This window comes from Collinsella ihumii, assembly GCF_030385545.1.
In the GTDB taxonomy this organism is placed as follows: domain Bacteria; phylum Actinomycetota; class Coriobacteriia; order Coriobacteriales; family Coriobacteriaceae; genus Collinsella; species Collinsella ihumii.
On the sequence record NZ_JAUEIQ010000004.1, the window covers coordinates 1 to 22,466 of the forward strand.

A 22,466-nucleotide genomic window follows, 5' to 3' on the forward strand; every position below is an offset into this window, starting at 1 on the left:
AGGGCGGCTCGGTCGAGGTCGAGCCGGTCCCCGCCGGCGAGACGGCGACCGTGGTGTGCGAGCCCGAGCCCGGCCAGGAGGTCCGCAACGTCGTCGTGACCGACTCCGAGGGCAACCCCGTCGAGACCACGACCGACGAGGACGGCAACGTCACGTTCGAGATGCCCGAGGGCGGCGCGACGGTCGAGGTCGTCTTCGGCTGCGACGGCGGCGAGCTGTGCGGCACGCACGCGTTCCCCGACATCGACCAGGACGAGTGGTACCACGACTCCGTCGACTGGGCGATCGAGGGCGGCGTCTTCCACGGCTACGATGACGGCACCTTCGGCCCCGACGACGTCCTCACCCGCGAGCAGGCGGCAGCCGTGCTCTACAACTACCTGGGCGGCGAGCCCGGCGCCCCCGATTCCGGCCTCGGCGACGTGTCCGACGACTGGTACACGGATGCGGTTAACTGGGCCGTGGAGAACGGCATCATGACCGGCTACGAGGGCGCTGGCGCCTTCGGCGTGGGCGACGCGCTCACCCGCGAGCAGTTCTGCTCCGTGGTCGCCAAGGCCGTGGGAGCCGACCTGGAGGGCGTCGACGCCTCGGTGCTCGACGGGTTCTCCGACGCCGACTCGGTCTCGGGCTGGGCTAGGAGCGCTGTCGCCTGGGCCGTCGAGGCCGGCGTCGTCAACGGCGTCGAGAACCCCGACGGCACCCGCAGCCTCCAGGGCGCGCGCGACATCACCCGCGCCGAGATGGCCGCGATGATGAAGAACGCCGTGGACGCGGGGGTGCTCACGACCGCGTAAAGACAACTGTCACCTAATCATCGATGCCCGGGGCGGAAATGATTTCCGCCCCGGGCATCTGTCATCTGCAACCGTTCTCAACGGCGGGGCCAGACGTTACGCCCCCATCTGGTAGAGCGTGAACGCCAGGTTGCCGTCGTCATCGTAGCGTGCGTCGACGATGGCGGTGCCGCTGTAGACAACGTTTGAGCTGGCGCCGAGCGCGTCCAGCATGTCGGTCAGCGGCAGGCCCAGCGTGTCTTGAGAGATCTCTGCCGGAATGCGCGATGTCGTCGGCTTGTACATATTAAAGGCGACCTCGTAGCGGTTGTTCCCCTGGTCGGTCACCGATGTTACGACCGCTACGTTTTGGATGGGGTAGCTCGTCCCCTCGTTGTCGATGTAGTAGTACCAGCCGTCGCGCACCTCGCTGCCACCGGTGGTGAGCTGCTGGTCGGTAAAGGTGAGGCCCACGTAGCGGCTCATGAGGCTGTTGAAGTAGTCGACGTCGACGCGCTTGGTGTATCCGAGCTCCGCCATGGGGTCGCTCGCGTCCACGTCCTCGAGATACGGATTGGCGTTGTAGGACATGTGGCGCTGCATGAACAGAATCAGATCCTGTTGCTGCGGCACGCTGAGCTCCTCGTCGCGGTTGAAGTGGTCCTGCACGTTGAATCCCGAGGCGAGCTCGCAGAAACTCGTGATGAGGACGTTGAGTTCCTGGTAGTCGGACGTGCGGTTCAGGTCGATCGTGATGGAGCTGGGGGTCACGGGCGTTTCGGGCTCGACGGGGGTTTCCGCCTCGGATGCGGTGTCGGCGGGCTGCTCCTCCACCGTCGTTACCCGGGTGCTATCGAACAGACCGAAGCCCCCTGTCACCAGTCCTGCGATGCCGATGATGAACACGGCGGCGGCTATCGTCACCAGAGCGGCCATGGGCGCCTTGGATTTCGGCGCCGTATGCGTTTGGTCGGAATAGGAGTTGACGGGGTTGACCGGCACTTTTTCAGGGGCGGTGACGACCGGCTGCGGGGCAGGTTGCGGTGCGGCGCTTCGAAGCGGCGTGCCGCACTTGGTGCAGAATTTGGCGTCGTCTGGAACACGTGCTCCGCAATGCTGGCAAAACATGCTGCCCCTCCCCGTGAGTCCTGTTCTGCGAGCATTGTAACAGCCGTGCAGGAAGATCGCTGAGCCGCAGCGGCTTATTAACCCTACTTGCCTTCCTGGTTTGAACGCTTTGTTTCGGAGTCCGTTTTGTCTTGAGGCTTCGGGACTGCTTGGGGGATGGGACGAGGCGGCGAGGCGAAGAGGTGACATTTTCGCCCAGCGACGACACCGATCCGTTCATTCATGAAATAGTTGGGGTGCCAAACAATGGAATCCTGGGCAAACGCTGATAATGCCTCCGTTCATTCATGAATGAGCGGGATCAATGAGGTGCCGGACGATTCTGTCGCTGCGAATCTGCCGTGGGGGCGGTCCGGAACGCGCGGGGAGGACGTTGTATCCGCCCGGGTGCAAAACCGCACCTTGCTAAAACCTTTTACCAACGTACGCGGATGTCTCGTTTTGATTTTGGTATCAACTCACGGGCTAAAAGGGCCGCTTCAGGGCGAATCCGAGGCCCTTCCCGGGGCCTCTGGAACCGGTCGAACGAAGAAACCGCAGGTCAAAGGCTTGTCAGATATGGCCGTTTCCCATCCATACTTGCTGAGTTGATACCAAATTCATTCTGAAAAAATAATAACCCTCGTTTTCCTGCGCTTTTGCGGTGAAGTTTCCCCACCGGGCGGTGCCGAGTTCACATCGCGCTCGCTGCGCGGTGGCGTGGGTGCAGGGTTGAGCCGCGCCCCGGTCGCCCCAGGCCGCGCAGAACCGAAAAAGCCCCTGCGGCGGCATCCGTTGCAGGGGCTTTCGGTCCGAGAATCGTCAGATTGCCGTGGTTTACAGCGGCAGCGCGGTCATCTGGGTGTAGACGCGGGTCTGGTACTCGCGGTCGAGGTCGTACAGGCCCTTGGGGTCGCAACCGAACAGCTTCATGTTCGTGATCATGTCGCGGGCGTTGGCCTCTTCCTCGCCCTGCTCCTTCACGAACCAGTCGAGCATCTGCATGGCGCGGATGTCGTGGGCCTCGTGGGCGACCTCGTAGCAGTGGTGGATGAGGCTCGTCACGTACTCCTCGTGCTCAAGACCGGCCTCGAGCGGGGCGAGGTCGTTGTCGAAGGTCTTGTCGGGCTGGGCGATGGCCTTCATCGTGGGCTTGAAGTCGTTGTCGAGCAGGTAACGACGCAGCGCCATGGCGTGATCCATCTCTTCCTTGGCCTGGATCTCGTACCAGTTAGCAAAGCCCTTGAGGCCACGATCCTCGTAGTAATCGGCAAAGGTGAGGTACAGGTAGGAGGAATAGAGCTCCTTGTTGATCTGGTCCTCGAGAACCTCGGCGACCTTCTCATTGATTGCCATGTGCATCGTCTCCTTATCAACGTCGCAGTCGGGGCGCAAATCGTCATGTTCGCGCCGTCGAACAAAGTATACCCTCTCGCACGGACATGAACGCCCTTCGCGGCGCTGCGCACTCTAGGTACAATATGCTCAAACGAGAGCGTCCCTTACTTGAAAGGCCTGCTTATGAGCATCGTTTCCGGCCACGTTGGCCTGCGCGCCCGTCATGTGCTCGCGGTGGTGGCGTGCGCCCTGTGCATGTTGGTCCCCGCTGCGGCCTATGCCGACTCCTTCGAGATGCCCGCCGTCGGTATCCACGCGACGGTCCAGCCCGACGGCACGCTTGCGGTGACCGAGACGCGCACGTTCGAGTTCGACGATGACATCAACGGCGTGTATTGGACGATCCCTACCTCCCAAAACGAGCAGGGCGCTGAATCTTCCGTCCAGATCTCCGACGTCTCCGTTGCCGAAGACGGCGCCACGATCCCGTTTGCTCCCGCGCAGAGCGCCGAGGCAGGCGAGAGCGGCGTGTATACCGTGTCGACGTCCGAGGACGGGCTGGAGCTCAAGGTCTTCACGCCCCAGGAGGACGGCGACACCGCGCAGGTCACGGTCTCCTATCGCATGACGGGCGCCGTGATGGCCTGGGTCGACACCGCGGAGCTGTACTGGCAGTTCGTCGGCCCGGATTGGGAGGAGGACTCCTGCGACGTCGAGCTGACCGTTGATTTCGCCGGAGCCTCGGCATCTTCGGCATCGGACGGCTCGAGCCTGCACGCGTGGGCGCACGGCCCGCTCGACGGTACGGTCACCATCGACGAAGCCGCGCATGCCGTTCGCTGCGCGGTGCCGCGCGTTCATGAGGGGGAGTTCGCCGAGGTTCGCGCCGCGTTCCCGGTATCGTGGGTGCCGACCCTGCAGGCTTCTGCCGAGATCCGCCTCGACAAGATCCTCGACGAGGAGCAGGCATGGGCGGAGGAGGCGAACGCGCGCCGCGAGCAGGCGCGCACCGTCCTCGCTGCGGGAAGCGTCGCGCAGGTCGGCCTGCCCGCGCTGTTTCTCGCGATCATCGGCTATCTCAAGTTCACGCGCGGGCGCAGCCCCAAGCCGGTGTTCCAGGAGACCTATTTCCGCGATGTGCCGTCTGCCGATCACCCCGCGGTCATCGCGACGTTCATGGACGACGGGGACGTGCCGAACCGCGCGTTCGTGGCGACGCTCATGAAGCTGACCGACGACCGCGTCATCTCCCTCGACGTGCAGGCCATCGAGGAGGACGGGCTGTTCGGCACGAAGCAGCGCGACGAGTACCGGCTGCACCTGGTCGACCGCGATGCCGCGACCGATTCCATCGACCGCGCAGCGCTCGACCTGTATTTCGGCGATGCTGAGGACGGGGTCACGGAGATACGCTTCGACCAGATGAAAGATGCCGCGGCCGATGACGCCGAGGGCTACAACGATCGCGTCGAGAACATGAAGGCGGAGATCCGGGCGGCCCTGGAGATGAGGATGCTCGTCCGCACCGACGGCGGTTCGTTCAAGGCGGTCGCCGTGGGCATCGCCGCCGCGCTGTTCATCGCGTCGCTCGTCTTCTTCTTTGCGACCGACCTCGCGAACTTTCCGGCCTTCATCATCTCGACGGCCCTGCTTGTGGTGGCCGTCGTCGTCGCCATGACGTATCGCGTGTACTCGCAGGAGGGCGTTGAGCTGCGCGAGCGCTGCGAGGCCCTCAAGCGGTGGCTCGAGGACTTCACGCGCCTGAACGAGGCGGTTCCGGGCGATCTGGTGCTGTGGAACAAGTTGCTGGTCATGGCGGTCGCCCTGGGCGTGTCCGACGAGGTGCTGCGCCAGCTCGCCGATGCCGTTCCGCGCGACCTGCGCGAGGACGCATACGGCGGCTACTATTACCCGATCTACTGGTGGTGCTATCCCCACGGCCGCCTGCATGCGCCGACGCACGAGATGAACGAGGTCCAGACGGCATCCATGGCAGAGGTCGCGACGAGCCTCGACAGCTCGGGGGCGGGCACGGGAGGCGGCTTCTCCGTCGGCGGAGGCGGCGGTGTCGGCGGTGGCGGAGGCGGCACGTTTTAGGAAAGCGCCGATCGCCTGCTTTTGCGCCGGGTGCCCCTATTCGCTATGGGGCGCCCGGCGCGTCGCTGCTCAGCTCGAGAGGTCCAGGCTGTAGAGGTACATCTCGCGCGGGAGCAGGTGGCGCTCCTCGCGTGTCGCGCGGTGCGTCGCGATGCGCTTGAGCCCGCGCTGCTCGTAGAACTTCCAGGTGCAGTCCGTGTCGGTGCACAGGTACGTCTCCGTGAACCCGCATGACGCCACGTAGGAGGAGGCGGCATCGAGCAGCACGGAGCCGATGCCCAGATGCTGCGCCGTCGAAGCCACGGCGAGCAGCGTGATCTCGCTATCGGTGTTGATGCCCGCGCGGCCGATCATGTCCTCGTTGACGCGCACGGACGCCTCGATGAAGTCGCGATAGCGCCGCTGGGCGTCCGGGTCGATCGCGCGCATCTGTTCCATGAAGTCGCTCGAGGCGTCGAGCCAACGCCTCTCCCAGCTGCCGTCGACGGCGCCGGCGCGTGCCAGCACGATGCCGCATGGCGTATCGTCGATACGTGCGACCTGGGAAAACGTCGAGGTGGAGAGGCAGCAGGCAAGATCGTCGCACGCCTCGAGGTAGTTGTAGGCGTCGTTGGCGCTCCTCGCATGCCAATGGAGCTGCATGATGGCTGCGAGCTCGTCGAAATCGGTTTCATCGAAAGGGCGGTACGAGACCTTTGACACCATGCCGGCTCCCGTGCGGTCGATGCGTATCGTTACATGTCGGTTCTACCACCACATGCCCTCCGAGATATGACGTCTTCGTGTTCACCTCCGTTCGGAGGCGCTTTTCCTCATGAGCGCCACGGCATCTTGGCATTTTCTTCAAAATGTCCCGCACGTTCCGGTCGGCCTGCAGGCGTTGCGCTACATTAGAAAGGTAGTTCGCCCGTTGAAGGTACGACCGCCGCGGGCGCCAACAAGAAGGAGGGGTTGCATGGCAACAGACGTGAAGATCAAGCGCGCCTTGATCTCGGTGACCGACAAGACGTGGGTCGTCGAGTTCGCTCGCGAGCTGCAGACCGTCTACGGGGTGGAGATCATCTCGACGGGCGGCACGGCTCGCGCACTGGAAGAGGGCGGCGTCACCGTCATCCCTATCGAGGAGTACACCGGGTTCCCCGAGATGATGGACGGCCGCGTGAAGACCCTGCATCCCAAGGTGCACGGCGGCCTTCTGGCCCGTCGCGACGACCCCAAGCACATGGCGGAGGCCGCTGAGCACGGCATCGGCATGATCGACATGGTCGTCGTGAACCTGTACGAGTTCGAGAAGACCGTGGCGAACCCCGACGTCACCTTCGCCGACGCCATCGAGCACATCGACATCGGCGGTCCTTCGATGCTGCGCTCCGCTGCGAAGAACGCCGACTCGGTGACCGTTGTGTCCGACCCGTCCGACTACGCCGGCATCCTGACCGAGATGGCCGCCCACGATGGCGCCACGACGCTCGAGACCCGTCGTCGCCTGCAGCTGAAGGTCTACCAGACCACGGCCGCCTACGACACCGCGATCTCCACGTGGCTCGCCGCCCAGGCGTCCGAGGCGTCTGAGCAGGCGGAGCCGCCCGCGTCGTTCGACCTGCGCCTGGAGAAGGTCGACGACCTGCGCTATGGCGAGAACCCGCAGCAGACCGCCGCGATCTACCGCTTTGCCGACGGCTTCGCGCAGAAGGGCTCCTCGGCGAACCCGCTGGTTGGGGCCGAGCAGATCCAGGGCAAGCCGCTGTCGTACAACAACTACCTGGACGCCGACGCCGCCTGGAACCTCGTGCGCGAGTTCGACGGTCCCGCCTGCGTGATCCTGAAGCACCAGAATCCGTGCGGCTCCGCCACGGCGGACGACATCACGACCGCCTACGACATGGCCTTCGCCTGCGACCCCAAGAGCGCCTTCGGCGGCATCATCGCGTGCAACCGCGAGGTCCCCTTCGAGCTCGTCGAGCACTTCGCCGACGAGAACAAGCAGTTCGTCGAGGTCATCATCGCCCCGAGCTACACGCCCGAGGCGCTTGAGCGCATGGCCAAGCGTCCGAACCTGCGCGTGCTCGCGACCGGTGGCGCCGCGGGCCATGCCGCCCTCGAGCTTCGCTCCGTCGACGGCGGCGTGCTCGTGCAGTGCGTGGACACCGTGGCCGAAGACCCGGCAACCTTCACCTGCCCGACCGATCGCAAGCCGACCGACGCCGAGATGGCCGAGCTCATGTTCGCGTGGCGCGTCTGCAAGGGCGTGAAGTCCAACGCCATCCTCATCTCCAAGAACAACGCCGGCATCGGCATGGGCCCCGGCCAGCCGAACCGCGTGGACTCCGCGCTGCTCGCCTGCGAGCGCGCCGAGGACGCGTGCGAGCGCATGGGCTGGGAGAAGGGCGGCTTCGCCTGCGCGTCCGACGCCTTCTTCCCGTTCCGCGACAACGTCGACGTGCTCGCGGCCCATGGCGTGACCTGCATCATCCAGCCCGGCGGCTCCAAGCGCGACGATGAGTCCATCGAGGCGTGCAACGAGCATGGGATCGCGATGGTGTTCACCGGCGCCCGCCACTTCCGCCACTAACTGCGGCCGGCGCGAGCTGTCCTAACGGGGTGCGGCTGCGGTCGCGCCCCGTTTTTGTTCTCTACGAGAAAGTGAGTTCGATGAGCGAGTTCGATAGCGAGATATTCTCCACACCGCAAGAGCAGCGGGAATACGAGGAGTTCTGCGAGCAGCAGGAGCGCGAGCAGACGTTCTCGCTCGATCAGCCCGCACTTGTGTGCCGCTGGCGCATGGCCCATCGCCGCGTGCCGCTGCTCAACCGCCATATTCGCGCGCTGTCGCGGCGCACGGTCAACGGTGCGCCGCTCGCCCGCAACATGCTCTCATGGGCCAAGCAGCATGTGGAATGGTCGCTGGCGGAAGGCGAGTACGACGATCCGTGCGGCGTGCTCATGATGGTCGTCGACGTGAACGGCAACGCCGCGATGACGGTCGGCGCCTACGAGCCGCTGGAGGATACGTCCGCTGCCGCGCTGGCATCGCGGGCGTCCCTCGCGCGCGCCGAGCGCGATGAGACCGGCGTGGCGCCCGAGGTGCTCTGCGCGGTGGCGGACGGCTCGCTTATCGTCGACGCGGCGCCCGATGAGCCCCTCTGCGGCGCCATGACGCTCGTCGAGCAGCTGGCGGAAACCTGCGGGCATAACGTCGTGCATGCCGAGGGGTCTCTGCCGGCCGGTACCGTCCTGCTCGTCTCCGACGAGCACGGCGTGGTGCCCGCAAGCGATGCGTCCGCCTCGGACGCCGACGCTGCCTTCGTCAAGCTCCTGACAGACGGCGTGGCCAAGCTCTTCGCTTAGGGACGCGCTGGCCAATTCATTCCCCGGCGGTCGGCCTCGTCCCAAAAAGCGTCGCGCGCGGCATAATGGAGGCAGGCGACAACACGACAGGAGGGGCCGCATGGCGTTGATCTATATCGTCGAGGATGACGAGCCGATTCGGCACGAGCTGGCGCAGGTGCTCGCGCGCAACGGGTACCGGACGGCGGCGTGCGAGACGTTCGACCATGTCGTGGACGACATCGTCGCCGCGGCTCCCGATCTCGTGCTGCTCGATTTGACCCTGCCGGGCACCGACGGGCAGTTCGTCTGCCGCGAGCTGCGCGAGCATTCCGAGGTCCCCATCATCGTCCTGACATCGCGCGTGACCGAGATCGACGAGGTCATGAGCATGACGATGGGCGCCGACGACTTCGTGTCCAAGCCCTACAGCTCGCGCGTCCTCGTCGCCCGAATCCAGGCCTTGCTGCGGCGCGTGTCCGTGGCGCCCGAGCGCAACGTCATCTCCCACAACGGCGTCGAGCTCGACCTGGCGCGCTCCGTCGCCAGCGCGAATGGCAAGCAGGTGGAGCTCACCAAAAACGAGATGCGCATCCTGTCGCTGCTCATCAAGCACGCCGGCACGATCGTGTCGCGCGAGGCCATCATGCGCGACCTGTGGGATTCCGACGCCTTTGTGGACGACAACACGCTCACGGTCAACATCAACCGCCTGCGCAACACGCTCGAGAAGATCGGCGTCACGGGGTACCTCGCCACGCATCGCGGGCGCGGCTACTCGGTGTAGGGGGCCGCATGTCGTACTGGTCGTATCTCAAGTCGTCCTACCTCAACGTGTTCATCGTGGCGGCGACGGCGATGCTTTGCTGCTTCATGCTGGTGGTGGCGGGGACCGGCTTGGCGATCGCCCTGCTCGTGGCGGCCTTGATCGTGTTCGCGGGTATCTTGGAGAGCGTCACGTCGTATCTGCAGCGCCGTTCGTTCTACCGCGATCTGAGCGCGGGCGCTGCCGATGTCGAGCACCCGCTTTGGATCACCGAGATGATCTATCGCCCGGATTTCATCGAGGGCGAGATCGTCTACGATGCGCTGCGCGCGATTTCAAAGGCGGCCAACGACGACGTGGCGGAGTACCGGCGCCAGACGACCGACTATCGCGAGTACGTTGAGACCTGGGTGCACGAGGCGAAGTCGCCCTTGGCCGCCGCCCACCTCACGCTCGAGAACCTTGTCGACGCGGTGCCCGCCGACGACGACGCCGAAGCGGTGCTGCGCAAGGCCGACGCCCTCGAGGAGGAGCTCGACCGCGTGGAGGGCTATATCGAGCAGGCGCTGTTCTTTGCGCGCTCCGAGACGCTCGACCGCGACTACCTCATCCGCAGCTACTCCTTAAAGGCGCTCGTGACCGCCGCGATCAAGGCGAACGCCCGGGCGATGATCGCCGCGCGCGTGGCGCCGATGCGCAAGGACCTCGATATCGAGGTCTTCACCGACGAGAAGTGGATGGAGTTCATCCTAGGGCAGCTGATCCAAAACAGCGTGAAATACGCGCGTCCCGAGGGCGCCGTCATCGAGTTCTCCGGGCGCGTGCTGCAAAGCGGGCAGGCGGACGAGCGCATCGAGCTCACCGTGCGCGACAACGGCTGCGGCGTGCCGGAGGCCGACCTGCCGCGCGTGTTCGACCGCGGCTTTACCGGCGAGAACGGCAGAGGCGGTAAGCGCTCGACCGGCATCGGGCTGTACCTGGTCTCCCGCCTGTGCGAGAAGATGGGCATCTCCGTGCGGGCGGATTCGACGGAAGGGGAGGGCTTTGCGATCACGCTCGTCTTCCCGGCCAACAAGATGCACTATTTCGAGCATTAGCAGGGTGGGGCGCATGACCCCGTCCCAATAGGCACCATCATGGAAACGGCACCCGAAGGTGCCGTTTCTGCGCGTTGTTGTTGCTCGAAAGCTACTTCACGACCAGGATGTCGCATTCCGTGCTGCGGAGCAGGAAGGTCGAGATGGAGCCGAGCAGGGCGTACTTGATCGACGAGAGGCCGCGGGCGCCGCACATCACCAAGTCGGGCTGAATCACATCGAGCATCTCGTCCTTCAGCGTCTCGCGGATGCGTCCTGCCTTGATGATGATCTCCACGCCGGCGATATCGGGGTTCTCCTCGGCTTCCTGGACCTGTTCGGCGATGGAGTTGCGGAAGGCCTCCTCGAGTCCGTTCACCAGATCGACCGGGTACGATCCGGCCGATTCGAGCGCGGTCGAGTCGATGACATGGCCGATGTAGAGTTTCGCGCCGTTGTTGGCTGCGACCTTGATGGCGCGCGCCAGCACGAAATCCTGCTGCTCGGTGCCGTCGAGCGAAACGAATACCTTGGAATAGCCCTCGTTCATGAGTACCTCCTTAAACGTATAGCGCGCACAGCGCGCCACTCGGCCTTCGTGCCTTGCTCTCGTTATACCCGCACCTTCTCCATGTTGGTAAATAATTCTGTGAACGCGCAGCTTTTTTTGCGCAGGTACGGACGGCGGGCGATAATGAGAGGTCAACGCCCCGCTCCGGCGGCGGAAAGACCTGTTCAGCGTGTGAAAGGCGTGCTTGTGGATATCATCGAGCTTGTGAAATCAGCTTTTCTCGGCGTCGTGGAGGGCATCACCGAATGGCTGCCCATCTCCTCCACGGGCCATTTGATCCTCGTCGACGAGTTCGTGAAGCTCAACGTCACCGAAGAGTTCTGGAACATGTTCCAGGTGGTCATCCAGCTGGGCGCGATCCTCGCCGTCTGCGTGCTGTTCTTCCACGACCTCAATCCGTTTTCGCCCTCGAAGGGCAAGCAGGGCCGCAAGGATACCTGGAGGCTGTGGGGCAAGATCGTGCTCGGCTGCATCCCTGCCGCGGCGATTGGCATCCCGCTCGACGACTTCATGGAGGCTCATCTCTACAACTCGACCGTGGTCGCAGCGGCCCTCATCGTCTACGGCATCGCGTTCATCGTGATCGAGAACTGGCGCGCGGCCAAGCGCCGCCGCATGATCGAGAGCGGCGAGCTCGTGGTCGGCAGGCCCGTGGGAGCGCATTTTTCCGCCCCGGCGGCGCCTGCCGAGGACGAGGGCGATACGGACTTCGGATCCATCACCACGCTTGAGGACCTGTCGTGGAAGACGGCGCTCGGCATCGGGTGCTTCCAGGTGCTGTCGCTGATCCCCGGCACGTCGCGCTCCGGTTCGACCATCATCGGCGGCTTGCTGCTCGGCTGCACGCGCACCGTCGCGTCCAAGTTCACCTTCTTCCTCGCCGTGCCCGTCATGTTCGGCGCGAGCGCGCTCAAGCTCGTGAAGTACCTCGTGGTGGACGGCGGCACGTTCGGCACGAACGAGCTGGCCATCATGGGCGTAGGCTGCCTCACCGCGTTCGTGGTGTCGCTCATCGCCATCCGCTGGCTCATGGGCTTCGTGCGCCGTCACGACTTCAAGGGCTTCGGCGTGTACCGCATCGTGCTCGGCGTGCTGGTGCTCGCGTACTTCTTCGCGATCGCTCCCACCTTGGGCCTGTAACGGTCGGTCGGCGCTCCTCACGGGGCGCACGGCGGCCCCGGCCGCGCCGGGAAGGCATGAATACGAGTTTGTCATTGTTTTTCGGTACTATCCCTACCGGTCCACGTCGGCGGCGGGACCGGTCACGAGGGCGTCTCGACATGCGGCGAGGCGCCCTCGTTGCTCTTTGGTGAGCGCAGGATACTGCGGATTGATGTCCTCGAGTGTGTCGAGGATGATCTGGGACACCAACGCGCGGGCGACCCACTTCTGGTCCGCGGGGATGACGTACCAGGGTGCCCGCTTGGTGGCGGTGCCGGCGATCATCTGCTCGTACGCGCGCTGGTAGTCGCTCCACAGCAGGCGCTCGGACAGGTCGCTTTCCGAGAACTTCCAGTTCTTGGAGACGTCGTCGATGCGCTCGAGGAACCGCTCGCGCTGCTTAGCGGCGCTGACGTTGAGGAACAGCTTGACGACGCGGTGGCCCATGCGCGTCAGGTAGCGCTCGAAGCAGCGGATGTCCTCGAACCGCTCCGAGAAATACTGGTCCTCGTCCATATCGAGGCAGCGCGCGGGCATGCGGTACGTGCGCCAGATGCCGCGCACGCGCACCACGAGGCACTCCTCGTAATACGAGCGGTTGAACACGGCGATCTTGCCGCGAGCAGGGAGGGCGGAGAAGGAGCGCCAGAGAAAGCCGTGGGTGAGGGCGAGGTTCGACGGCTGCTTGAAGTTGCGGACGTCGATGCCGATGGGGTTGATGCCTCCCAGGACGTGGCGGATCATCGAATCCTTGCCGGCGGCATCCATGGCCTGCAGGATGATGATGACGCCCTCGCGCGCATCGGCGTACAGTGCCCCCTGCAGCTCCTCGATGCGGGCCTTGTTCTCGGCGAGCAGCTGCTCGCAGGCGGGGCGCTCCTGCTTGTCGACCTTGAACGAGCAGGGCACGCGTTCGAGCTTGAAGCCCTTGCCGCTCGTGATGGTCAGGTTGCTCAGGGCTTTTTCGACCTTCATAGATTCCTCCGTCCGTCATTCGTTCTTGTTCCCCAAAAAGTGCCGGCCGAGCAGGAGGGCTGTCCACGCGTGCGGGTATACTAGTTTGGCTCAAATACAGGCCCGCCGCAGCGGGCCGCCAATCGTCTGGAGTACGCGCATGCCGTTGCCGCAACAACTACCGTGGGAGAGAAACATGCAGGTCGTCCGTGCGGCCGAGGAGCCCGCATACGAGCAGGTCCCGCTCGATGTCTACGATGCGCCCGCCCCGTCTGCGCCGGCTCGTCCCGTCGTGGATATCGACGGCTTGAATCCCGCGCAGAAAGAAGCGGTTCTCACGACCGAAGGCCCCTTGCTCGTCCTTGCGGGCGCGGGTTCGGGCAAGACGCGCGTGCTGACGTTCCGCATCGCGCACATGATCGCCGACCTGGGCGTTCGCCCGTGGCAGATCCTCGCCATCACCTTCACCAACAAGGCCGCGGCCGAGATGCGCGAGCGCCTGCAGGCCCTGCTTCCGGACGGCACGCGCGGCATGTGGGTGTGCACGTTCCACGCCATGTGCGTGCGCATGTTGCGCGAGGACGCGGACCTGCTCGGCTACACCGGCCAGTTCACCATCTACGACGACGATGACTCGCGCCGCCTGGTGCGCGACATCATGGCCGCGATGGAGATCGACCAGAAGCAGTACCCCATCAACATGATTCGCTCCAAGATCTCCACGGCCAAAAACGCCATGATCGGTCCGGATGAGATGGCGAGCCGCGCCGACGACCCCAGGACCGAGAAGGCCGCGCGCGTCTACGCTGAGCTCGAGCGCCGCTTGCGCGCCGCGAACGCCATGGACTTCGACGACCTGCTCGTGCGCGCGCTGGAGCTGCTGCGCACGCGTCCCGAGGTGCTCGAGAAGTACCAGGACCGCTTCCGCTACATCAGCGTGGACGAGTACCAGGACACCAACCACGTGCAGTACGAGATCGCGAACCTGCTCGCCGCCAAGTACCACAACCTCATGGTCGTGGGCGACGACGACCAGTCGATCTATTCCTGGCGCGGCGCCGACATCTCGAACATCCTCGATTTCGAGAAGGACTTCCCCGACGCCAAGGTGGTCAAGCTTGAGCAGAACTACCGCTCGACCGGCCACATCCTCGCCGCGGCGAACGCCGTGGTGCGCCACAACTCGCAGCGCAAGGACAAGCGCCTGTTCACCGACGCGGGCGACGGGGAGAAGATCCAGGCGTACCAGGCGAGCGACGAGCGCGACGAGGGCCGCTGGATCGCCGCGGAGATCGACAAGCTGCACGATGCGGGGACGAGCTACGACGACATCGCGGTGTTCTACCGCACGAACGCCCAGTCCCGTATCCTCGAAGACATGTTCCTGCGCGCCGGCGTGCCCTACCGCATCGTGGGCGGCACGCGCTTCTTCGACCGCGCCGAGATCCGCGACGTCATGGCGTATCTCAAGATGATCGTGAACCCCGCCGACGAGATGAGCGTCAAGCGCGTGATCAACACGCCGCGCCGCGGCATCGGGTCGACGTCCATCGCCAAGATCGACCAGCTGGCCCAGCAGAACCGCTGCTCGTTCTTCCAGGCGTGCGAGCTGGCGACGGCGGAGACGGGGATGTTCTCCGCGAAGGTCCGCAACGGGCTCGCGTCGTTTGTGGGCATCGTGCGCGAGGGCCGTCGCATGAGCGGCGAGCTCAAGGACGTCGTCGAGGCGATCGTCGACCGTGCCGGCCTGGTGCAGGCCTTCTGCGCCGAGGGGACCATGGAGGCCGAGAGCCGGGCGGAGAACATCCAGGAATTCTTGGGTGTCGCCGCGGAGTTCGAGGAGACGCACGAGGATATCGAGGGCACGCTCGAGAGTCTGGAGGAGCTGCGCGCCGCCGGCATCTCGGACCTGCCGGCTGGGGCGGGCGGATCTGGCGAGGCTTCCGCCGTGCCCGCGCAGGCCGCCGCCCCCGCCGCTCGCGACGAGCGCGATGCGTCCGACCGGCCCAACCCGCTCGACGCGCTCGCGGCGCCGCTGACGAGCGCCCAGGAGGCGCTGGCGACGATGATCGCCGGCAACAGCATGGCCGCGGCCCCCGTCGAGCCGTTGCCGGCCGCCTTGGTCGCCGACGAGATCGAGCGCACCTATGGCCCGCTCGCCTGCGCGGCCCTACCCGCGCTGCTCGAGTGGCTCGCGCTGCGCAGCGACCTGGATGCGCTGTCGGGGCAGGCGAGCGCCATCACGATGATGACGGTGCACTCGGCGAAGGGCCTGGAGTTCCCCGCGGTGTTCGTCGCCGGCATGGAGGAGGGCATCTTCCCGCACGTGGCGGGCTTCGCGGCGGCCGACGACCCGGGCAAGCTCGAGGAGGAGCGCCGCCTGGCATACGTCGCCATCACCCGCGCGCGCAAGCGCCTGTTCTTGACCTATGCGGCGACGCGCCGCACGTATGGCTCGACGCAGGCCAACCCGCGCTCGCGTTTCGTCAACGAGATCCCCGAGGAGCACATCGAGTTCTCCGGCATCGGGTCGTCCGGTTTCGAGGGCACCGGCTGGGAGAAGCGCGGCGACCGCCGCGGCACGTTCGGCTCGGGTATGGGTTCGGATATGTACGGCGGGCGCGTCTTCGGCTCCCGCACGCGCTCCACGGGCGGATCGGGCGTGTCGCGCCACACGGGCATCAGCCCGGATGCCGGCCTCAAGCCCGCCACGTTCGGCAGTGGCGTCGCGCACACGACGCGTGCGAAGGCGTCCGCGTCGCCCGCGGTCGAGCAGCGCCGTCCCGATGTCGCGCGCGCGGCGGAGACGTTTGCGCCCGGTGATACCGTGAGCCATAAGACGTTCGGCACGGGAACCGTGATCTCGGCCGAAGGGGATATGATCGAGGTGCAGTTCGACAAGAGCGGCAAGACCAAGAAGCTCATGAAGGGCTTCGCCCCGATCGTCAAACTGAGCTAGTCAGGAGGTCAGCTGTGGCAGAGCATGAGAACGTACAGCCGATTGCAGCGGTCTGCTCGATCGACGGAACCTGCAGCGTGCCTGCGCCCGCATCGGACGAGGAGCGCGTCGAGCGGGAGTCGGAAATCTATCGCGAGATCGTGCGGGGGTTTCATGCCGTCGACGTGCCGGCGATCGAGGCCATGATCGCCGAGCGCCGGGATTTCTACCTGTACGTCGGCCGGGTGACCTGCCGCTGGTGCCGCAGGCTCATCCCGGTGATGGCGCCCGTGTTCGCGAAGCGCGCGATCGACGTCTTCTACCTCGATAGCACGGACAGCAAGACGGACGAGGGGCTGTCTGCGTTCAGGACGCGCTACGGCGTGACCTGGGTGCCGACGGTGCTGCACTTCGACGCGGCGGGTTCGGTGCGCGGCCTCGAGGTCGATCTCGACGTGGACGACGACACGCTGCGCGAGGCGATCGAGCGCGAACTTGCGTAGCCTGCTATTTGGCACCATCTGTCCATTTCGCCATCATGCCTGCTCAGAGCGCTTGTAAACCACTTTTTACTGCGTCGTGCGGTCCCGTCGGCTACGTTTGGGGCGTCGGATAGGCATCGAGGGGGCGGAAGACGCATGGACATCGGCAACCAGATCAGAGAACGGCGCGCCCGGCTCGGGCTCTCGCAGGATGAGCTCGCGCAGAGGCTGTACGTGAGCCGTGTCACGATCAGCCACTGGGAAACGGGCAAGACCCTTCCGGATGTTCAAAGCATGCTGCTCCTCGCGAACCTCTTCGACACCACGATTGACGAGCTGGTGAGAGGGGACGTGGACGAGATGCGCGAGATGGTCGAGAAGAGCGAGCGAAGGACGAAGGTCTTCGCGGTGGCGCTGGCGGCGGTTGAGGTCGTCGTGATCACGGCGCTCGTCGTGACGGCGGTGGCGGGGCGCGACTATCTGGAACCCGTGCTGCGCCTACTGCTCGCCGTGCTGGTGCTGGCGTTTTCGATCGCCGTGCTCGTTGCACGCCGCGGAGCCGGTGCCGAGGACGCAAAAAGCGCCGCCGATCTTCTCGGCGCGGCGACGGGCGACCCGGTCGAGGCGGCGCGCGAAAGCGGCGCCTCTCTCGGGATGCGGCTCGTGCTCCAGGTGTTCACGGGGCTCGCGGTCGGCATCGGGGTGCTTGTGGCGGGCGATGTCCTGCTTGATGCGCAGGCGTTCCGCAAGCTGGTGGTCATTCTCGGCGTTGCTGTCGCGCTTACGGCGTCTTTCGCCTTGGGGCGCTTTACGCGTCCGGTATGGACAGCGGCCATCCTGCCGGCGCTTTGGGTCATGAGTGCTGCCGCCCTCGGAGTTGTGACGGGCGGCCTCGACTCTCCCCGCGACTGGCTTGTCATCGCAGGCGGCGCAGTCGTGTTGCTCGTGTTCTGGGTGATCGCAAGAAGGCGCACAGGGTAGGCGACCCTTTTTCGCGGATGTCTGCAAGCCAGGGCCGTCGGCATCGTTCCGGCGGTCCTGTTTCATGAAAAAGTGTCGGGTCGGGAGTGCGAATCCTGCGGAAATGTCGATTCAGCCCATCTTCGTTCATGAAAAAGTGGTCGATGGCGGGCGGCAGGATCGAGTGTGGCCCGCCATCGACTTGCTCAGCTCAGTCCTGATGTGTTAGTTGTCCCGTGCGAGCCTGCGGTAGAGCGCGGCGAAGACCGCCGCGCCCGCGATCGCCCATGCGAGCGTCACGGCGAGGGGCATGAGCGCGTCTGCGCTGAGCAGGTGCCCGTCGTAGGCGAGGCCGAGCAGGTCGTAGACCCCGCCGAGCGGCGTGAACGATGCAACGGTCTTAATGGCTTCGCTCGCCATGCCGAACGTGGGCACGAGCGCCAGCAGCAGCACCGGAACGCTGTAGAATCCCGCCGTCATCTGGTCGCGCGAGGCAAGGCCGAGCACGAGCGAGATGAGCACCACGGGGACGGCCCCCAGCGCGGTGAGCGCAAGGTAGACGGGCAGCAGCCCGGGCTCGCCGCCCGCGAGGAAGAAGCACGCCGCGCCCACGGCCACGACGGCGAGGAGCGCCACGCCGCCCTTGGACGCCGCGACCTCGCCTGCGCCCACGTTGGCGAGCATGAGCGTGCGCAGGGTGTGCTTCTCCTTCTCCTCCGCGATACCGTAGATCAGCACCATCGAGGCCACCATGCCGATGCTCATGCACAGGCCCGAGCCGAGGAGGAACTTGTCGATCTCGCCGCTGACGCTTGCGAGGTCGGCCCCGGTGAGCCCCGCGTCGGCGGCGGTGTCCCCTATGACGAGGCGGAACAGCAGCATGAACCCGATGGGCATGAGCAGCGCCACGAGCATCGTGGGGTTCTTGATGAGGTCCATGAGGTCCTTGTCGACCAGCGCGCCCACTCGGCGCAACGTCGCGTTCATGCTAGAACTCCTTTCCGGTGAGCTCGAGGAAGACCTCTTCGAGGTTTGGTTCGTCGGAATGCAGCGACAGGACCTCGCCGACGACGAGGAGGTCGCGCACAGTGTCGGCGCTGGCGGCGTCCTTGGTGAGCTCGACGACGCCGTGTGTGCGCGTCGTCACGACCAGGCGGTTGCGCGCATGCTCCATGGTAAGCGATTGCGGGGTCCCCATCGTCACGATGCGGCCCTCGTTCAGGATCGCCAGCCGGTCGCAGCAGGACTCGGCCTCAGCCATGTCGTGCGTGGTGAGAAACACCGTGGTTCCGGCGCGACGCAGCTCGGCGAGCATCTTGTGCACCTCGGCGCGCGCTGCAGGATCGAGCCCGCTTGTCGGTTCGTCCAGAAAGACGAGCTCCGGGCTGTGGACGAGCGTCGCCAGGAGGGCGGCTCGCTGCCGCATTCCCTTCGAGCAGTTCTTGATGAGCGTCTTGCGATCGCGGTCGAGCCCCACGCGTTCGAGCAGGGCGGGTATGCCGCGTCCGCCGCGCCCGCGGACCTGAGCGTAGAGTCGCAGGTTCTCCTCGATGGTGAGCCGCTCGTAGAGGGCGCTCGTGTCCGACAGGATGCCGATGCGATTGTAGTCGGCGCCGCTCGCGTTCTCGATGGGACGGCCGAACAGGGTGATGCGCCCGGTGTCGGCGGTGAGCTGGCGGGTGAGGAGCTTGATCGTGGTGGTTTTGCCGGCGCCCGACGGGCCGAGGAAGCCGAAACACTCGCCGCGGATAACGTCGAAGGTGAGTCCGTCGAGGACACGCTTGGCTCCAAATGAGAGGCAGACGCCCTCCATGGAGAGCACGGCGCTATGCGTCCCGTTCATCGCGTGCCTCCTCCTTTCCGTGTTTCGGGCGCATGCTCGCCCTCGTCCTTACGGTTCTTCTTTCGCCTGCCCGTTTCGAACACGCCGGCGGCAAAGCAGCACGCGATGATGATCGCACCCATGAGCGCGGAATCCATGCTACATCGCCTCCTTCGCGTCAGAGCCCATGCGGCAGATCTCGTCGCACGCGCGCGGCAGGTTCGCCGCGTGCCAGCTGCCCCACAGGCCGCTTGTGCGAAGACCGCTCGTGGATTCGTGCTGGGCGTTGAGGAGCACGTCGCCCTCGTCGGTGGTGATGCGGATGCGCCGCGTCATGCCGGCGTCGGCGAGCTCTGTCTCGGCGGAGAGGATGTCCTCGCGGGAGATGCAGCGGTAGCTCGCAGATGTGCGGATGTCGTTGGTGAGGTTGTTGAGCTTGAAGAGGAGGACGGCGTCCTCGGCGCAGGCCATGAGCTCGAAGCGGTCGGTCTGCATGGCGAACTCGACGACGCCCTGCAGGATGCTCTCGGGTGTACGGGTGACAATGATCGCGGTTCCCTCGATGGGCTCGTGACCGAGTGAGCGGACGCGGTCGTAGATTTTTTGCTCTCTCATGGTGCTCCTTTCGGTTGCTGGCTGCTGAGGCCATACTCGCCCGCGCCGGTGGGGCGGACAAGGGGTTCCGGCCGTCAGGAGCTGCGGAAACGACGAGAGGAGCATAGGCGGGTACGAGAGGAGCAGCCGAGGAGGCCCCGGTTTGCTGGCAGATACGGGCGGGTCCCGGGGCTCGTATGCGCACGGTGGAGAAACCGCACCGCGAATCTGCAGGATAGAGGGGGTTGCTATATCCTGAGAATGAATTTGGTATCAAACCGGGAAGTATGAAGTGGAAGCGGCCATATCTGACAAGGCTGTGACCTGCGGGTTCTTTGATTGGCTGATCCCGGAGGCCCCGGGAGAGGCTTCCGATCCGCCCTTCCGCGGCCCTTTTGCCCAAGATTTGATACCAAATTCAGGACAAGGTGTCTGCGCACCCTGATAAAACCTTTTATCAGGGTGCGGTTTCACGCGCGGGCGGATACGACGGCCTCCTCGTGTGCCCCAGGAGTCCGATCGTCAGGGAGGGGCGCGGCTGGGGTCGCCCCTGCCGCCGAACATCTACGCATCTGCCACGGAACGACCGTCACACAAATAATTACTGATCAGCGTTTCCCTAGCGCCAGCCGTAGCGTTCGCGCATGGCCTCGGCGCGTCCCTTGGCGAGCGGGATCTGCGTCTGATGCGCGTCGGCGAGCGTGAGGTTGAAGCTGTTGCGCGTGAAGCGCTCGACTTTCGCCACCTTCTGGACGTTCACGATGTAGGAGCGATGGCACCGGAAGAATCCGAATCGCTCGAGTTCCGCCTCCAGCTCGTCGAGCGTCATGCTCACCGGGTAAAGCTCGCCGCGCACGGAGGCGAAGTTGGCGCGGTTTACGCTCTCCACGAAGTCGACTTCGCGCGGATCGAACAGCAAGGTCGCCCCATCGGATTTCGCCGGGATCTTGAAGACGCGGACCTCGTCGCCGGCGAACTCCACGTCTTGCATCTCATCGTCGCCGACCGCGGTCTTGGCCTCGTGGAGGCGCCCGTCCTCTTCGAAGAAGGCGGTGCCGGGCATGAGGAGCGCCTCGCGCAGGGGCTCGCCGGCGGTGATGAGCGCGCCTCCGGCCTCGGCGACCTGGCCCATCCACGCGGTCACGAGTCCGCGCGTGGCGGGCGTCACGTCCGCAAGCGGTCGCTCGCAGAAGACGATTTCCGGCTCAAAAAGGCTCATGCGGGCAAAGTTGAGCAGCGCGCGCTGCTCGGCGGTCAAGGTCTTCACCTGAGATCGCGCCGCCGAGGCGAGCCCGAAATGCGCTATGGCGTCCTGGGGAGTCACGGAGCCTCCCGCGAGGCGCGAGAAGAGCTTGAGGTACGAGCGCACCGTTTCGCGATCGAATCCGCGATCGGTGGAGACGTAGAACGCGCAGCGCCGGCGGCCATAGCGTTCGTGGACGAAGCGAACGGCCCGGTCCACGGTCTCGCGGCAGCATTCGAGGTGGACGCTCTCGCCCTCACGGGCGGCGAGCAGATCTTCGACGGTATCGTAGGATGCGGTGTCCGCCACGGGCTCCTCCTCGGCTTCTCAGGATGGAAAACGACGTCAAGTATATCGGGTATCATGTCTCACATGGCAAACGGGGCTTTTGGAAACATACGCGCGCTGGTGGCGCGCGACCTGCTTGACGCCGTCCGCAACCCGACGACGCTCATGTCGTGCGGCGCGGGCGCGCTGTTCACGGCGTTCATCGGCAGCGTGGTGGCGACCTCATCCAGGCTCATGCCGGGCGAAGCCGACGCGTTCGCCCAGGTCGCTGTGCTCTGCATCGCCCCCGCGTTCGCAGGATGCGTGATCGAGCTCTACGTCATGGCCGAGGAGCGCGAGCGCGGCGCCTACGTCACCCTTGTCGAGGCGGGTGTGACGGCAGGCGAGATCGCCGTCTCCAAATGGCTTTCGGCGGTGCTTGTGACGCTTGCCGCGCAGGCCGTCTCATGCCTGCTGCTGGGTCTTGCGCCCGCGAGGGCGGCGCTGCTGCTCGGGCTTTCTGCCGTCGGGGTCCAGCCGCTTCTGTTCGCGGGGCTTGTCACCGGCCTATCCGCGCGGGAGCAGATGTCTTCGAGCCTGCTCGCCGTGCCGCTCACGGTGGTTGCGCTGGTGCCCATCCTCGCGTTCATGTCCGGTACCGTCCGCGCGATCACATGGTTCTGGCCGTTGGGTCCCGTGGCCGAGATCCTGTGCACCGCGAGCGGCATGGACGCGATGGCTCCCGTGCCGGTGCTTGCGGGGCTTGCCGTCGTGTGGACGGCGGCCATGTCCGCGCTTGCGGCGCGGAGCTGCCGTCGCTTCGCCCGCGACCTTGCCGCCGAGCGCAACCGGCTCGTGTAGCGGGGTTTCCTTCGCAGGCCATTGCGGGTCATTTGACGAACCTATGGGTTGGAATGAACCCGTCCCCAACGAACCTACTTCCGATGCGCTCCCGCTAACAGAAGCAAAACGCAATTCACTTCCGTT

Annotated in this window: 21 protein-coding genes and 1 pseudogene; 11 read left to right on the forward strand and 11 right to left on the reverse strand. The window is 65.4% G+C overall.

The window, feature by feature from the left end; genetic code table 11:
• Window positions 1-797: S-layer homology domain-containing protein (locus QVN30_RS04870; protein WP_289835656.1), on the forward strand; the 797-nt coding region annotated here is incomplete at its 5' end.
• A gap of 96 nt (window positions 798-893) precedes the next feature.
• On the opposite strand, the gene QVN30_RS04875 is transcribed toward QVN30_RS04870, so the two are convergent.
• The 3 genes and pseudogenes from QVN30_RS04875 to QVN30_RS04880 form a co-directional block, all read right to left on the reverse strand.
• Complete coding sequence (locus tag QVN30_RS04875) at window positions 894-1,712, reverse strand: hypothetical protein (protein ID WP_289835657.1); 819 nt, start codon at window positions 1,710-1,712, stop codon at window positions 894-896.
• A 123-nt stretch (window positions 1,713-1,835) separates the two neighbouring features.
• Window positions 1,836-2,093, reverse strand: a pseudogene (locus QVN30_RS11445) (zinc ribbon domain-containing protein); the annotation flags it as partial.
• 627 nt (window positions 2,094-2,720) lie between these two features.
• Complete coding sequence (locus tag QVN30_RS04880; protein WP_066828831.1) at window positions 2,721-3,239, reverse strand: ferritin; 519 nt, start codon at window positions 3,237-3,239, stop codon at window positions 2,721-2,723.
• Window positions 3,240-3,404: 165 nt separating this feature from the next.
• On the opposite strand from QVN30_RS04880, the gene QVN30_RS04885 reads away from it, so the two are divergent.
• A complete protein-coding gene (locus tag QVN30_RS04885) occupies window positions 3,405-5,318 on the forward strand; it encodes a DUF2207 domain-containing protein (protein WP_289835658.1) in 1,914 nt (637 codons plus the stop codon).
• Between the two features lie 69 nt (window positions 5,319-5,387).
• Here the strand turns inward: QVN30_RS04885 and QVN30_RS04890 are convergent, their stop codons facing one another.
• Window positions 5,388-6,023: a GNAT family N-acetyltransferase gene (locus QVN30_RS04890; protein WP_289835659.1), complete on the reverse strand. Its 636-nt coding sequence runs from the start codon at window positions 6,021-6,023 to the stop codon at window positions 5,388-5,390.
• A gap of 250 nt (window positions 6,024-6,273) precedes the next feature.
• On the opposite strand from QVN30_RS04890, the gene purH reads away from it, so the two are divergent.
• The 4 genes from purH to QVN30_RS04910 all read left to right on the forward strand — a co-directional run bounded on the left by purH (window position 6,274) and on the right by QVN30_RS04910 (window position 10,508).
• A complete protein-coding gene (gene purH / locus QVN30_RS04895; protein ID WP_204571421.1) occupies window positions 6,274-7,890 on the forward strand; it encodes a bifunctional phosphoribosylaminoimidazolecarboxamide formyltransferase/IMP cyclohydrolase in 1,617 nt (538 codons plus the stop codon).
• Between the two features lie 80 nt (window positions 7,891-7,970).
• Window positions 7,971-8,666, forward strand: a complete 696-nt coding sequence (locus QVN30_RS04900; protein ID WP_289821149.1) for a hypothetical protein — start codon at window positions 7,971-7,973, stop codon at window positions 8,664-8,666.
• 100 nt (window positions 8,667-8,766) lie between these two features.
• The gene (locus QVN30_RS04905; protein WP_289821148.1) at window positions 8,767-9,432 is read left to right on the forward strand and encodes a response regulator transcription factor; all 666 of its coding nucleotides are present in this window, start codon (window positions 8,767-8,769) and stop codon (window positions 9,430-9,432) included.
• A gap of 8 nt (window positions 9,433-9,440) precedes the next feature.
• On the forward strand, window positions 9,441-10,508 hold the full coding sequence (locus QVN30_RS04910) for a sensor histidine kinase (RefSeq protein WP_289821147.1): 1,068 nt from the start codon (window positions 9,441-9,443) through the stop codon (window positions 10,506-10,508).
• A 91-nt stretch (window positions 10,509-10,599) separates the two neighbouring features.
• On the opposite strand, the gene QVN30_RS04915 is transcribed toward QVN30_RS04910, so the two are convergent.
• Window positions 10,600-11,037 (reverse strand): universal stress protein, encoded by a 438-nt coding sequence (locus tag QVN30_RS04915; protein ID WP_066828818.1) that lies wholly within the window; start codon window positions 11,035-11,037, stop codon window positions 10,600-10,602.
• Window positions 11,038-11,244: 207 nt separating this feature from the next.
• Between QVN30_RS04915 and QVN30_RS04920 the strand changes: the two genes are divergently transcribed.
• A complete protein-coding gene (locus QVN30_RS04920; protein WP_289835660.1) occupies window positions 11,245-12,198 on the forward strand; it encodes an undecaprenyl-diphosphate phosphatase in 954 nt (317 codons plus the stop codon).
• 93 nt (window positions 12,199-12,291) lie between these two features.
• On the opposite strand, the gene QVN30_RS04925 is transcribed toward QVN30_RS04920, so the two are convergent.
• Window positions 12,292-13,194: a PPK2 family polyphosphate kinase gene (locus QVN30_RS04925; RefSeq protein ID WP_289835661.1), complete on the reverse strand. Its 903-nt coding sequence runs from the start codon at window positions 13,192-13,194 to the stop codon at window positions 12,292-12,294.
• A gap of 175 nt (window positions 13,195-13,369) precedes the next feature.
• Between QVN30_RS04925 and QVN30_RS04930 the strand changes: the two genes are divergently transcribed.
• The 3 genes from QVN30_RS04930 (at window position 13,370) to QVN30_RS04940 (ending at window position 17,574) form a co-directional block, all read left to right on the forward strand.
• Window positions 13,370-16,132, forward strand: a complete 2,763-nt coding sequence (locus QVN30_RS04930; protein ID WP_289835662.1) for an ATP-dependent helicase — start codon at window positions 13,370-13,372, stop codon at window positions 16,130-16,132.
• A 14-nt stretch (window positions 16,133-16,146) separates the two neighbouring features.
• Window positions 16,147-16,614 (forward strand): DUF6568 family protein, encoded by a 468-nt coding sequence (locus QVN30_RS04935; RefSeq protein ID WP_289821143.1) that lies wholly within the window; start codon window positions 16,147-16,149, stop codon window positions 16,612-16,614.
• Between the two features lie 135 nt (window positions 16,615-16,749).
• Window positions 16,750-17,574 (forward strand): helix-turn-helix transcriptional regulator, encoded by an 825-nt coding sequence (locus tag QVN30_RS04940; protein ID WP_289835663.1) that lies wholly within the window; start codon window positions 16,750-16,752, stop codon window positions 17,572-17,574.
• Window positions 17,575-17,778: 204 nt separating this feature from the next.
• On the opposite strand, the gene QVN30_RS04945 is transcribed toward QVN30_RS04940, so the two are convergent.
• The 5 genes from QVN30_RS04945 to QVN30_RS04965 all read right to left on the reverse strand — a co-directional run bounded on the left by QVN30_RS04945 (window position 17,779) and on the right by QVN30_RS04965 (window position 21,521).
• Complete coding sequence (locus QVN30_RS04945) at window positions 17,779-18,540, reverse strand: ABC transporter permease (protein WP_289835664.1); 762 nt, start codon at window positions 18,538-18,540, stop codon at window positions 17,779-17,781.
• A gap of 1 nt (window position 18,541) precedes the next feature.
• Complete coding sequence (locus tag QVN30_RS04950) at window positions 18,542-19,396, reverse strand: ABC transporter ATP-binding protein (protein ID WP_289835665.1); 855 nt, start codon at window positions 19,394-19,396, stop codon at window positions 18,542-18,544.
• Entirely contained in the window at window positions 19,393-19,533 is a 141-nt protein-coding gene (locus tag QVN30_RS04955; protein WP_289835666.1) for a hypothetical protein, read from the reverse strand. Before QVN30_RS04955 ends, QVN30_RS04950 begins: the two co-directional genes overlap by 4 nt.
• Before the next feature lies 1 nt (window position 19,534).
• On the reverse strand, window positions 19,535-19,990 hold the full coding sequence (locus QVN30_RS04960) for a hypothetical protein (RefSeq protein WP_289835667.1): 456 nt from the start codon (window positions 19,988-19,990) through the stop codon (window positions 19,535-19,537).
• 598 nt (window positions 19,991-20,588) lie between these two features.
• Window positions 20,589-21,521 (reverse strand): LytTR family transcriptional regulator DNA-binding domain-containing protein, encoded by a 933-nt coding sequence (locus tag QVN30_RS04965; RefSeq protein ID WP_289835668.1) that lies wholly within the window; start codon window positions 21,519-21,521, stop codon window positions 20,589-20,591.
• A 63-nt stretch (window positions 21,522-21,584) separates the two neighbouring features.
• Here QVN30_RS04965 and QVN30_RS04970 point away from each other — a divergent pair, with 63 nt between their 5' ends.
• On the forward strand, window positions 21,585-22,340 hold the full coding sequence (locus QVN30_RS04970; protein ID WP_289835669.1) for an ABC transporter permease: 756 nt from the start codon (window positions 21,585-21,587) through the stop codon (window positions 22,338-22,340).
• The last annotated feature ends 126 nt before the right edge of the window (window positions 22,341-22,466 follow it).

What these genes read in the sequence shown, in the direction of transcription:
- QVN30_RS04900 (WP_289821149.1), top strand. Translation starts at nt 7,971, where the DNA reads ATGAGCGAGTTCGATAGCGAGATATTCTCCACACCGCAAGAGCAGCGG.
- QVN30_RS04885 (WP_289835658.1), top strand. Translation starts at nt 3,405, where the DNA reads ATGAGCATCGTTTCCGGCCACGTTGGCCTGCGCGCCCGTCATGTGCTC.
- QVN30_RS04970 (WP_289835669.1), top strand. Translation starts at nt 21,585, where the DNA reads ATGGCAAACGGGGCTTTTGGAAACATACGCGCGCTGGTGGCGCGCGAC.
- QVN30_RS04955 (WP_289835666.1), bottom strand. Translation starts at nt 19,533, where the DNA reads ATGGATTCCGCGCTCATGGGTGCGATCATCATCGCGTGCTGCTTTGCC.
- QVN30_RS04960 (WP_289835667.1), bottom strand. Translation starts at nt 19,990, where the DNA reads ATGAGAGAGCAAAAAATCTACGACCGCGTCCGCTCACTCGGTCACGAG.
- QVN30_RS04940 (WP_289835663.1), top strand. Translation starts at nt 16,750, where the DNA reads ATGGACATCGGCAACCAGATCAGAGAACGGCGCGCCCGGCTCGGGCTC.
- QVN30_RS04925 (WP_289835661.1), bottom strand. Translation starts at nt 13,194, where the DNA reads ATGAAGGTCGAAAAAGCCCTGAGCAACCTGACCATCACGAGCGGCAAG.
- QVN30_RS04890 (WP_289835659.1), bottom strand. Translation starts at nt 6,023, where the DNA reads ATGGTGTCAAAGGTCTCGTACCGCCCTTTCGATGAAACCGATTTCGAC.
- purH (WP_204571421.1), top strand. Translation starts at nt 6,274, where the DNA reads ATGGCAACAGACGTGAAGATCAAGCGCGCCTTGATCTCGGTGACCGAC.
- QVN30_RS04945 (WP_289835664.1), bottom strand. Translation starts at nt 18,540, where the DNA reads ATGAACGCGACGTTGCGCCGAGTGGGCGCGCTGGTCGACAAGGACCTC.
- QVN30_RS04880 (WP_066828831.1), bottom strand. Translation starts at nt 3,239, where the DNA reads ATGGCAATCAATGAGAAGGTCGCCGAGGTTCTCGAGGACCAGATCAAC.
- QVN30_RS04950 (WP_289835665.1), bottom strand. Translation starts at nt 19,396, where the DNA reads ATGAACGGGACGCATAGCGCCGTGCTCTCCATGGAGGGCGTCTGCCTC.
- QVN30_RS04910 (WP_289821147.1), top strand. Translation starts at nt 9,441, where the DNA reads ATGTCGTACTGGTCGTATCTCAAGTCGTCCTACCTCAACGTGTTCATC.
- QVN30_RS04875 (WP_289835657.1), bottom strand. Translation starts at nt 1,712, where the DNA reads ATGGCCGCTCTGGTGACGATAGCCGCCGCCGTGTTCATCATCGGCATC.
- QVN30_RS04905 (WP_289821148.1), top strand. Translation starts at nt 8,767, where the DNA reads ATGGCGTTGATCTATATCGTCGAGGATGACGAGCCGATTCGGCACGAG.
- QVN30_RS04930 (WP_289835662.1), top strand. Translation starts at nt 13,370, where the DNA reads ATGCAGGTCGTCCGTGCGGCCGAGGAGCCCGCATACGAGCAGGTCCCG.
- QVN30_RS04915 (WP_066828818.1), bottom strand. Translation starts at nt 11,037, where the DNA reads ATGAACGAGGGCTATTCCAAGGTATTCGTTTCGCTCGACGGCACCGAG.